This window comes from Phenylobacterium sp. (assembly GCF_030697925.1).
Taxonomy (GTDB): domain Bacteria; phylum Pseudomonadota; class Alphaproteobacteria; order Caulobacterales; family Caulobacteraceae; genus Phenylobacterium.
On record NZ_JAUYOJ010000143.1, the window covers coordinates 1 to 9,415 of the forward strand.

The following is a 9,415-nucleotide window of genomic DNA, read 5'->3' on the forward strand; positions in this document are numbered from 1 at the left end:
CAACGAGATGGACGAGGCCCAAGGCCACGGCTCGGCCGACCGCCAGCCCGACGGCTCCCTCAAGGGCCAAATCTGCTTCCACCGCGGCGACGAAGCCAACTTCATCGCCCGCCGAGAGACTTCTTCAACAGCCTGCTAGGCCTTCTTCACGAACTCGGTCTTCAGGACCAGGTCGCGGATTTTCTCGACCCGGGCCTCGATCTCGCCCTCGTCGCCGGTCAGGCGGATGTTCCTGACCAGGGTCCCGCGCTTCAGGGTCACCGAGGTCCCCTTCACCTTGAGGTCCTTGATCAGGGTGACGGAGTCGCCGTCGACCAGGATCGTTCCGTTGCTGTCCCTGACGTCCATGCCTAGCGCTCCCTGCCGGAGCCTGCTTTAGGGGCTGGAGCGCGGGGCGACAAGGTCTTCACCGGACCGGATTTCGCGGCCAGGATGGGGCTCCAGCCAGGGAGCCGCGGATGGCCCAGAACAAGACCCAGCCCACGGCGGCCGATGTGGAGGCCTTCCTGTCGGCGATCACGCCGCCGGCCCGCCAGGCCGACGCCCGCGCGGTCAGCGAGATCATGCACCGGGTCAGCGGCTGGCCGCCCACCCTCTGGGGGCCCAACATCGTCGGCTTCGGGACCTATCACTACCGCTATGACAGCGGGCGGGAAGGCGACAGCTTGCGGGTCGGCTTCTCGCCCCGCAAGGCCGCGCTGACCCTCGATATCGGCGGCGGCTTCGCGCGCCACGAAGAGCTGATGGCGCGCCTGGGCCCGCACACGACGGGCAAGGGCTGCCTCTATCTGAAGCGCCTCTCGGACGTGGACCTCTCGGTGCTGGAGGAGCTGGTGGCGGAGTCCCTGGCCTATATGCGGACGGCCTATCCCGAATAAAAACGCCGCGGCCTCGGAGGAGAGGCCGCGGCGGACATGTGGTGGAGGAACGGCCGGGCGCGAACACCCGGCCGCGAGGCGGTGCTAGGCGAGCGCTTGCTTGCGGCGCTGGCTGCGGACCATGGAGCCCACCGCGCCGAAGCCGATGATCATCATCGCCCAGGTGGCCGGTTCCGGAACCGCCGCGCCGATATTGCTGAGCTCGAACGAGTTGGTCGTCGAGTTCAGGTCGAAGCCGATGATGTTGTCCGTCGAGTAGAAGGTGAACCGGCCGTTGGTGTCGGCCTGCTGACGATCCCCGTCATTGGCGCCGGAGACCGCGCCCAGCTGGAAGCCGGTAATGACCTGGCTGCCGCCGCCCTTCAGATAGAAGGTGATCGAGTTATAGTCGTCGAGCGAGCCGATATACATGCTCACCCGGGAGACGTTCGGCGCCGTGAAGGTCGCCACCTGACTGCCCTGCACGCTGAGATATTGCGTCGGGTCGTCGTCGCCCGGATCGGTCGGACCGAAGGCCGGAGCCGCGCCGAGGCCGGACGTGCCGGTCAGCAACGTCGCCGTACCGCCCAGCGCCCAGCCAGAAGCCAGGGTGAACGGCAGGCCGAAGTCGGTGACCAGGTATTCGTCGCCGTTCACCGCCGCCTGGTAGCTCACATACGAGTGGATCGTCACGGCGGCCTGCGCCGAGGCGCCGAAGGCGACAAACGCTGTAGCGGCGACGGCCGCTAGTTTGAATTTGCTACTCATTTCAAAGCCCCTATCAGCCGTAGACACCCGAAGCTCAAGTGTCTTCAGATAACATCGTTAGCCCCACGGCAATGGTTAGTAAACTGTTAAGGGTGGCTCACAACCATGTTTTCGCCGTGTAGAGCCTCAGTTGGTGGAACATTTTCGTGAGTCGTCGTCCGAGATTCGCCCGATGCTAGAAATGTCCGTCTCGATGGGGCGGGCCGACGGCCCGAGACGCCGAGTTGTCGGCGGCTCGGATACGGTGGTCACGTGTCAACAGGTGGTGTTTCGCCGCCGATCGAGCACTATTCGCGGTTGGGAGGCGAGGCGAATTCAACAGTCGCGGAAATCCGCCTCCGGCGGTCGGGGGCGGGCCGGCGCTGGGGCTTGGCGGGCGCCTGGGCGCGGGTCCGGCGCTTGACCGGCTTGGCCGGCCAGACGAAGTCCAGGCCGTCCACCACGGCCGCCGGCGCGGCGCCGATCCGGCCGATCAGTTCGTGCTCGTTCCAGATCTCCACGGACCGGCACTCGGCCAGCAGGCGATCGGCCACCAGCCACGCCTCCCGGTCGGCCTCACAGGGCAGGTCCAGCCCCTCGGTGCGCTCGTCGGCCTCGTTCAGCAGCCAGAAATGGTAATAGCCCACGTCCGTCTCTCCGCTCCGTCGGCGGACAGTATTCGGCAATAGGGTTTCCGGACCGTTGTTGATGAGCGCCGGGGCCGCCCTGCTAGTCCCGCGCCGTCAGCTTTCGCGCCAGCGCCTCGACATCGCCGTCGAACAGCCGGTCGGCCAGGGCCTGGATCTCCGAGGCCACATAGTCGTCGCGGGTGATGGTCGGCCGGTAGAACTGCCGGCCGTCCGCGCGCTCCGAGGCGATCAGCCCCTTGCGCATCAGCCGGCCGAGCAGGGTCTTCACCGTCGCCCCGCCCCAGCTCTGCACCGAGGTCACCTCTTCGATCAGGCTGGCGAAGGACATCGGCCCCCGCCGCCAGAGGGCGCCCAGCACCTCGCTCTCGGCCTCGGTGACATGCAGCCGGCCAGGGGGCTTGGTCAGGATCGCAGCACCGCGCGGTCGATGCGCGCCTCCACCGCCCAGTTGGCGATCACCGCCACCACCCCGCAGAGCAGGCCCAGGCCCAGCATCAGGGTCACCTCCGCCAGGCCGGGCGCGATCACCTTCATCGGCGCCGGCGATGGCACGTTGGAGATGCCGAGGAAGATCATCAGCGCCGTATAGGCCGCGCCCAGGCAGCCGATCAGCGGCCCGCCCAGCCGCAGCCCCGACAGGAAGGCCGAGCCGCCGGCCAGGTGCGGCCCCGAGGCCACCTTGCGCGCGCCGACGATCACCGCAGCGACGCTGCAGGCGATCAGCACCGCCATCACCCCCTGGACGATCGGGTGGGCGTTCGCAAACACCGCCCCCACGGTGAGCGGCGCGGCCTGGGCCGCGGCCGGCGCGGCGGCGAGCGCCAGGGATAGGGTGACAAGGCGTCGAGCCATCGGGACCTCCAAGGATTACGTCTGTAGTCAAATTAGACTACGTGCGTAAATTCAAGTGTCAAGCGCATGAAGGTGTCGGCTCCCCACCCCGCTATTCGTCCTTGGCACGACAGCGGCCCGTCCAGGCCGCCCGCCAAGGAGCCCGCCTATGACCATCACCCTCTATGAATTCGCCCCCACCCGCTCGGCCCGCGTCCGCTGGACCCTGCTGGAGCTCGGCGTCCCCTTCGAGAGCATCGCGGGGCAGGAGGTGTTCGCCCTCCCGGCGCTCGCCGAGATCCACCCCATGTCCAAGCTGCCGGCCCTGCGCGACGACGGCCGGCCGCTGTTCGAGTCCGCCGCCATCTGCAACTGGCTGGCCGACAGCCATCCGGACGCCGGACTGATCGCCCCCTCCGGGACCTGGGCGCGCGCCCTGCACGACCAGTGGACCGCCTTCACCCTGGCCGAGGTGGAGGCCAATCTCTGGCACACCGCGCGCAACCTGTTCATCTATTCGGAGGAGGAGCGCGTCCCCGCCGTCTATGAGCAGAACGCCAAGGAGGCCAAGCGCGGCCTGGCCGTCCTCGACGGCGCCTTGGCCGGCAAGACCTGGCTGGTGGAGGACCGCTTCTCGGTCACCGACATCTTCGTCGGCTACGCCGTCGCCTGGGGTCATATGCAAGGCATCACCGCCGACCTGCCCCACCTCAGCGCCTATGGCGAACGCCTGCTGGCCCGGCGGCTCTGCCCCTATGGCGCGATGGGGGGTTAGTCGAGCCCCAGCACCCGGGCCGCATTGCCGCCCATCCACTTGGCGCGGACGCTGTCCTTCAGCGGCAGCTCGTCGGTCTCGGCCACCAGCTGGGCGAGCGGGATCATGTGCGTCCCCCAGCCGGAGCCGAAGATCACCTTGTCCTGCAGATTGCGGGCTCCGTAATAGACTAGGGCCTCGTAGCCCGCCCCCGGCGCCAGCATGTGCTTCACCCGCCGGCAGGCGAAGTCGATGTAGAGGTGGCGGTGGCGCGAGGCGATGGCGCAGGTCTCCGCCGCCCAGGGCCAGCCCGACAGCCCCGCCACGATCTTCAGCTCCGGGAACCGCACCGCCACCTCGTCGAGGTATTTCGGGTGCGCATAGTCGTAGGGCCGGTCCGACAGCAGGTGCAGCCCCGCGGTGATCCGCGCCGGGATCCCCAGCTCCACGCACTTGGCCAGGAAGGGCCAATAGGCCGGATCGTTGATGTAGCGCCCCTCGCGATAGGACGAGACCTCGAAGCCCTTGACCCCCAGCTCGCGCACCCCGTGCTCCAGGGCCGCCACCCCGGCCTCGCCCTCCTCGCCCCAGATGCGGAACCAGGGGATCAGCCGGTCGGGATATTCCGCGGCGAACTTGGCCACGTCCTCATTGCTGGCGCGGCGCCCGGCGTTTCCGATGCAGGCCCGCGCCACGCCGGCCTCGTCCAGCATGGCGATCACCTGGGCGTGGCTCATGGCCCGGCCCATGTCGACCTCGCACAGCTTCAGCGCCAGGGCCGTCAGCCCCTGCGTCGCCTTGGCCTCGTTGAACTCGTCCAGGCTCATGCCGATCTGGGCGGCCCAGCCGGGCGCCATCTGCTGGGCGTAGCCCTCCTTGTCGAAGCCCCGCCCCGACTGGATCAGCCGCACGGTGTCCTCGACCGCCTCCTTGGTGGGGGTGTCGCATTCGAAATCGATGATCTGCATGAGGCGCTCTCGGGAAAAATGAATCGGCGGGCCAGGGGCCCCAATGCCCCGACCCTAGCCGTCCCCCGCGCGCCCGTCAGCCGTTCAGGCCGCCGGCGGCGCCGGTTCCGCCACCGTGGCCGCCAGCGCCCGCAGCGCCGCCAGGCTCGCCTTGTCGCCGCCCATGCTGTCGGCGGCGTTGGCGGCGACCAGCACCCCGTTCCCGGTCTGCGGGAACAGGATCACCAGGGCGTACCAGTTGCCGTCCGAGCCCGAGTGGGTCAGCGCCGGCCCCTTGCGCCCGGCCGCGCGGTCGGCCGCGCCCCAGCCCAGCGCCCAGCCTCGCGCACCGCCGCTTCCTTGCGGCGCGTGCAGGAACCGGTAGCCCTCGGCCTTCAGCAGCCGGCCTCGCCCATGCTCGCCCTGCATCTGGTCGATGCAGAACCGGGACCAGTCACCAAGGCTCATGCGCATGGCCCCGGCAGGGGCGAACATCTTCGGATTGGCGTCGAACGGCCGGTCGGCCGCGCGGCCCTCCACATGGCCGCAGGGCTCGGCGCGCCCGCCGTGCTGGTCGAAGCTGAACGACTTGATCCCCAGCGGCCGGAACACCTCCTTGGCGATCAGGCTCTCGAAGGCCTGGCCCGTGGCCTGTTCGGCGCAGGCCGCGGCGATCAGCAGGCCGGTGTTGGAATAGGACGGCTCGCCCCGCACCGGCCCGATCGGCGCATCGCCCAGCGCGGTTCCGATATAGCGCAGCCGCTGCGCCGTCATCGACGCCCTGTCGGTGAAGAACGTGTTGAAATAGGCCGTGTCGTCATGGTTCTCCGGCAGGCTGGCATGGTGCGACAGCAGGTCGGGCAGGGTCACGGCCCGGTATTCCGGCCGCATCCCCGCCGCCAGGGCGGGAAGCATCTTCTCCAGCGGCCGGTCCCAGGCCAGCGCCTCACGCTCCACCAGCCGCGCCACCAGGGTCGCGGTCATCGCCTTGCCGTTGGAGCCCAGGTGCCAGCGCGCGCCGCGCGCCGCGGCCTTGGCGTCGCCCAGCCGCCGGACGCCGGCCACCTGTTCCGGCTCGGCCCGGAAGTCGCGGATCACCATGGCCGCCATGCCCGGCGTCGCCGTCCCCGCCAGGGCCGTGGCCAGGACCGAGGGCTCGGCCGCGCGGGCGGGAAGCGGGACGGTGAGGGCGGCGAGGCCCGCAAGCAGGGTGCGTCTGGAGGTCATGGACGAGGCCTAGGGGATCGACGCCGCTCCGTCAGCTAAAGCTTTGGCCATGAACTCTGCGATCCGCTGAGGGGTCCAAAGATGCGCCCCCTCTGGGGGAGCTGGCCCGGAGGGCCTGAGGGGGACTTTGCCTCTTACGGAGAGCCGACGGTCTACTGACGAAGGACATGTCAGTCCCCCTCACCCGGCCATTCGGCCTGGAGCTCCCCCAGAGGGGGAGCATCTGACGACCGCGCCGCCCGGCTGCCCCTCAGCGCGCCCGATAGACCTTCGGCGTCAGCCGCCCGATCCAGGCCTCCAGCCGCGCCACCTCTTCCTTGGTCTCCTTCAGGGTGTGCGGCTCCACGCTCATCACCAGATTCTCGATCTCGAACTCCGTCCAGTTCCGATGCTCGGCCTTGGCGGCGATGTACATGTCGAGGAACTCCTCCTGCCGCTTCAGCCAGGAATAGACCTGCTTGGAGGACGGCATCTTCGGGTCCTTGACGATGGCGCTCACCGGCTCGCCCAGGGCCACCCGCTTGCAGAACCGCCGCGCCCACGCCCGGTCATAGGTGCTGCGCCGCCCGCCGCCGGGCTTGCGCCGCAGGCCCAGCCGCACCTCGTGCGGAATGCGCCAGGCGTCGCTCACATGCTTCAGCCGCCGGTTCTGCACCTTGCCCTCGGACAGGTGGGCGCGCACGGCGGCGTACATCCGCGCGAACTCGGGACGCACTTGAAGCCAGCGCCGGATGGTCTTCCGGCAGGGCATGTAGGGATCGGCGGCGATGGAGTTCAGCGTCTCGCCGACCTCCAGCCGCGCACAGATCACCTCGGCGAACTTCCGCTGGTACTGCGAGACCGGCGGCCCGCCGACATGGTCCATCTCCGGCACGGGCCGTTCGCGCGGCGGCCTCCAGCGGTCGGCGAAGTTGTAGCTCACGTCCTGAAGCTTAGCCGCAAACGACGGACCGGACAAGAACAAACACAGAACATTTCTCCACCACGACCCTCACCGGACGCGGACGTCGAGCCCCTCAGCCCCGCGCGGTGTAGCCGGCCGTCACCTCGCCCTTGTGCGCGGCGAAGGCGGCCAGGACCTCGGCCTTCTCGGGCTTCGGGACCTTGGCGAAGTCCAGGCTCCGTCCGAGTTCCGCGGCGACCTCGTCGAATTCGGCGGGCGAGATCCGCAGGTCGCGGTGGGCCGCCTCGAGACCGAGCGGCGTCGCCCCGGGCTTGGTGGCCGTGTACTCGAAGGGTCCGCCCGACACCTTGCAGACCCACAGCGTCCGCATGAACTTCAGGCCGGGCAGCCGGTCCAGGGTCTTGGTGTGCCATTCCGCCAGTTGCGGGTTCTTGGACCCCTTACCGACGACAGGGTTCTTCACCACCGCGTCGCTGAAGTGATCCACCACCGCGGCGATGGCGAAGACGCCGCCCAGCCGGTCGTACAGGCTCTTCTCGGGCGCGGCGGGCTTGGGCTGCGCGTACGCCCTGTCCGTCGCCGCCAGCACGGCCGCCGAGGCGGCGGTCAGGGTCAGCGCGACCACGCTTCGTCTTGGGATGGACGTCGAAAAATCATGCGCCATGGTCATCATCCTTGATGATGGGTGCGCCAGGCCGCTTGGCGTAGACCTTCATATGAGAGGCGAGGCGACAGCCCTCGCTCAAGGAAAAGCTCCCCCAGCGATGCGGGGGCGGCCAGGATAGGAGAGGAATGGCCGCCGGCGTCGAAGGGTCCGGTCGCCGATCCAGTATTTCGAAACACCGGATGGAGCGACCCGCCCATGCGCCTCTATCTAGCCTCCTACCGCACGGACACGGTCCAGCCCCTGCTCGACCTCGCGGGCCCTGGCGCGCGGGCGGCGGTGGTCTCCAACGCCCTGGACCTGATCCCCGACGCCGACCGCCGCGCCTACGCGGCGCAAGTCCACGACCCGGTCGCCGACCTCCGCGACGCGGGCCTGGCGGCCGAGCCCCTCGACCTGCGCGACTATTTCGGAAAGCCCGCCGAGCTCGACCGCGCCCTGGCCGGCGTGGACCTGGTCTGGAGCGTCGGCGGCAACGCCTTCCTGCTCCGCCGCGCCATGGCCCAGAGCGGCCTCGACGAGATCCTCATCCGGCGCCTGGCGGACGACAGCCTCGTCTATGGCGGCTGGAGCGCCGGCGCCTGCGTGGCCGGCGCGACCCTGCGCGGCCTCCACCTCATGGACGAGCCCGACACCGTCGCCCCCGGCTACGACCCCGCGCCGATCTGGGAGGGCCTGGGCCTCGTCGACTTCGCCATCGTCCCCCACTTCGCCTCGGACCACGCTGAGTCCGAAGCCGCCGCCCGCGCCGCGGCCTGGATGACGGAGCAGGGGATAGCTCACCGCACCCTCAGGGACGGCGAGGCGGTGGTCCGCGCGCGCTTGAGATAGAGGCCCGCGTCGTGGGCGTCGGTTGCGCAGCGCCCTAGAACGCCCGAGCCCGCTCCACCACCCGCCGAGCAATCCGCCCAACGCCCGCCTCCGGCCCACCGCCGTTGATCGGCTCGCACGCGAACCCATCCCCATCCCGGTCCTGATGCGGCGAGTAGGCCGGCGACGACACCGGGATGGAATAGAACCCCGCGGCGTTGGCGGCGCTGCAATTCCGGTAAGGCCCCGCCAAGTCCATCGCCGGGTCGCGCAGGGCGGCGATCATCGCCGGCCGGACCTGGGGATTGAGCTGGTCCAGCAGCACCAGGATCACCCCGGCGCAGACGATGCAGAAGCCGGTCAGCCAGGCCTGGACCCGGCGCTGCGCGCGCGTCTGGGCCCGGGCCGGGCGTCCTCGCCGAGCGAACGGCTTGGTGTCGCGTGGATTGGGCAGGCTGGCGCGGATGTCGGACCTCCGTCCTGCACGGCAGAGCTTTCGCCCCACTTCCGCACAACTTCCGGCCGCCGCCAATTAAGAAACCCCGCCGGCTCGCGCCGACGGGGCTCCCCAATCTCACAGCTAGAACCCCGACCCCCGGCAAGCCGGGGGTCGAAGCGTAGCGCCTAGTATCCCTGGATCTTCGCGTAGCGATCCCGGTGGTAGCTCTGGCTGCCGAAGGCGGCTTCGCAGGCCCGGGCGCGCTTGAGGTAGAAGCCCGCGTCGTGGGCGTCGGTCATGCCGATGCCGCCGTGCATCTGGACCATTTCGTTGCTCACCAGGTGGAAGGTGTCGCCCATCTTGGCCTTGGCGAGCGAGACGAGCTCCGGCACGTCGGGGCTGCCGGCGTCGATCGCCTGGAGGGCGGCTTCGACGGCCGAGCGGGCCAGTTCCAGGTCGGTGAACATCTTGGCCGCGCGGTGCTGCAGGGCCTGGAAGGAGCCGATCACCTGGCCGAACTGCACGCGGACCTTGAGGTAGTCGAGGGTGACCTCGAAGGCCTGGACCGCGGCGCCCAGCATCTCG

Annotated in this window: 14 protein-coding genes; 3 read left to right on the forward strand and 11 right to left on the reverse strand. The window is 69.5% G+C overall.

Annotated elements, in window-relative coordinates; translation table 11 throughout:
- Nucleotides 1-135 precede the first annotated feature (135 nt).
- The gene (locus Q8Q88_RS13335; protein WP_254835983.1) at nt 136-348 is read right to left on the reverse strand and encodes an alkylphosphonate utilization protein; all 213 of its coding nucleotides are present in this window, start codon (nt 346-348) and stop codon (nt 136-138) included.
- A gap of 110 nt (nt 349-458) precedes the next feature.
- On the opposite strand from Q8Q88_RS13335, the gene Q8Q88_RS13340 reads away from it, so the two are divergent.
- Nucleotides 459-878, forward strand: coding sequence for a DUF1801 domain-containing protein (locus Q8Q88_RS13340; protein WP_305675676.1), 420 nt, complete (start codon nt 459-461; stop codon nt 876-878).
- An 84-nt stretch (nt 879-962) separates the two neighbouring features.
- Here Q8Q88_RS13340 and Q8Q88_RS13345 read toward each other — a convergent pair whose 3' ends face one another.
- From Q8Q88_RS13345 to Q8Q88_RS13360, 4 genes are all read right to left on the reverse strand, one after another.
- The gene (locus Q8Q88_RS13345; protein ID WP_305675677.1) at nt 963-1,625 is read right to left on the reverse strand and encodes a PEPxxWA-CTERM sorting domain-containing protein; all 663 of its coding nucleotides are present in this window, start codon (nt 1,623-1,625) and stop codon (nt 963-965) included.
- Nucleotides 1,626-1,912: 287 nt separating this feature from the next.
- A complete protein-coding gene (locus Q8Q88_RS13350; RefSeq protein ID WP_305675678.1) occupies nt 1,913-2,251 on the reverse strand; it encodes a hypothetical protein in 339 nt (112 codons plus the stop codon).
- 82 nt (nt 2,252-2,333) lie between these two features.
- Nucleotides 2,334-2,729, reverse strand: a complete 396-nt coding sequence (locus tag Q8Q88_RS13355) for a BlaI/MecI/CopY family transcriptional regulator (protein ID WP_305675686.1) — start codon at nt 2,727-2,729, stop codon at nt 2,334-2,336.
- Nucleotides 2,657-3,106 carry a hypothetical protein gene (locus Q8Q88_RS13360; protein ID WP_305675687.1) on the reverse strand — a complete coding sequence of 150 codons (450 nt, stop codon included), beginning with the start codon at nt 3,104-3,106 and terminating at the stop codon, nt 2,657-2,659. The genes Q8Q88_RS13355 and Q8Q88_RS13360 overlap by 73 nt, the downstream gene beginning before the upstream one ends.
- A 148-nt stretch (nt 3,107-3,254) precedes the next feature.
- On the opposite strand from Q8Q88_RS13360, the gene Q8Q88_RS13365 reads away from it, so the two are divergent.
- On the forward strand, nt 3,255-3,860 hold the full coding sequence (locus Q8Q88_RS13365) for a glutathione S-transferase family protein (RefSeq protein WP_305675679.1): 606 nt from the start codon (nt 3,255-3,257) through the stop codon (nt 3,858-3,860).
- Here Q8Q88_RS13365 and Q8Q88_RS13370 read toward each other — a convergent pair.
- From Q8Q88_RS13370 to Q8Q88_RS13385, 4 genes are all read right to left on the reverse strand, one after another.
- Nucleotides 3,857-4,807, reverse strand: a complete 951-nt coding sequence (locus Q8Q88_RS13370) for an amidohydrolase family protein (RefSeq protein ID WP_305675680.1) — start codon at nt 4,805-4,807, stop codon at nt 3,857-3,859. The two genes, Q8Q88_RS13365 and Q8Q88_RS13370, sit on opposite strands and share 4 nt — an antisense overlap.
- A gap of 84 nt (nt 4,808-4,891) precedes the next feature.
- A complete protein-coding gene (locus tag Q8Q88_RS13375; RefSeq protein WP_305675681.1) occupies nt 4,892-6,013 on the reverse strand; it encodes a serine hydrolase in 1,122 nt (373 codons plus the stop codon).
- A gap of 250 nt (nt 6,014-6,263) precedes the next feature.
- Nucleotides 6,264-6,935, reverse strand: coding sequence for a hypothetical protein (locus Q8Q88_RS13380; protein WP_305675682.1), 672 nt, complete (start codon nt 6,933-6,935; stop codon nt 6,264-6,266).
- Nucleotides 6,936-7,029: 94 nt separating this feature from the next.
- The gene (locus Q8Q88_RS13385; protein WP_305675683.1) at nt 7,030-7,581 is read right to left on the reverse strand and encodes a group 1 truncated hemoglobin; all 552 of its coding nucleotides are present in this window, start codon (nt 7,579-7,581) and stop codon (nt 7,030-7,032) included.
- 198 nt (nt 7,582-7,779) lie between these two features.
- Here Q8Q88_RS13385 and Q8Q88_RS13390 point away from each other — a divergent pair, with 198 nt between their 5' ends.
- The gene (locus Q8Q88_RS13390; RefSeq protein WP_305675684.1) at nt 7,780-8,412 is read left to right on the forward strand and encodes a Type 1 glutamine amidotransferase-like domain-containing protein; all 633 of its coding nucleotides are present in this window, start codon (nt 7,780-7,782) and stop codon (nt 8,410-8,412) included.
- A 34-nt stretch (nt 8,413-8,446) separates the two neighbouring features.
- On the opposite strand, the gene Q8Q88_RS13395 is transcribed toward Q8Q88_RS13390, so the two are convergent.
- Both Q8Q88_RS13395 and Q8Q88_RS13400 read right to left on the reverse strand, forming a co-directional pair.
- On the reverse strand, nt 8,447-8,896 hold the full coding sequence (locus tag Q8Q88_RS13395) for an excalibur calcium-binding domain-containing protein (RefSeq protein WP_305675685.1): 450 nt from the start codon (nt 8,894-8,896) through the stop codon (nt 8,447-8,449).
- A gap of 119 nt (nt 8,897-9,015) precedes the next feature.
- The coding region (locus Q8Q88_RS13400) for an acyl-CoA dehydrogenase family protein (protein WP_305585211.1) at nt 9,016-9,415 on the reverse strand (400 nt) is incomplete at its 5' end.

Coding starts and splice junctions, on each gene's coding strand:
- Q8Q88_RS13340 (WP_305675676.1), top strand. CDS start 459: ATGGCCCAGAACAAGACCCAGCCCACGGCGGCCGATGTGGAGGCCTTC.
- Q8Q88_RS13345 (WP_305675677.1), bottom strand. CDS start 1,625: ATGAGTAGCAAATTCAAACTAGCGGCCGTCGCCGCTACAGCGTTTGTC.
- Q8Q88_RS13375 (WP_305675681.1), bottom strand. CDS start 6,013: ATGACCTCCAGACGCACCCTGCTTGCGGGCCTCGCCGCCCTCACCGTC.
- Q8Q88_RS13335 (WP_254835983.1), bottom strand. CDS start 348: ATGGACGTCAGGGACAGCAACGGAACGATCCTGGTCGACGGCGACTCC.
- Q8Q88_RS13360 (WP_305675687.1), bottom strand. CDS start 3,106: ATGGCTCGACGCCTTGTCACCCTATCCCTGGCGCTCGCCGCCGCGCCG.
- Q8Q88_RS13370 (WP_305675680.1), bottom strand. CDS start 4,807: ATGCAGATCATCGATTTCGAATGCGACACCCCCACCAAGGAGGCGGTC.
- Q8Q88_RS13385 (WP_305675683.1), bottom strand. CDS start 7,581: ATGGCGCATGATTTTTCGACGTCCATCCCAAGACGAAGCGTGGTCGCG.
- Q8Q88_RS13365 (WP_305675679.1), top strand. CDS start 3,255: ATGACCATCACCCTCTATGAATTCGCCCCCACCCGCTCGGCCCGCGTC.
- Q8Q88_RS13390 (WP_305675684.1), top strand. CDS start 7,780: ATGCGCCTCTATCTAGCCTCCTACCGCACGGACACGGTCCAGCCCCTG.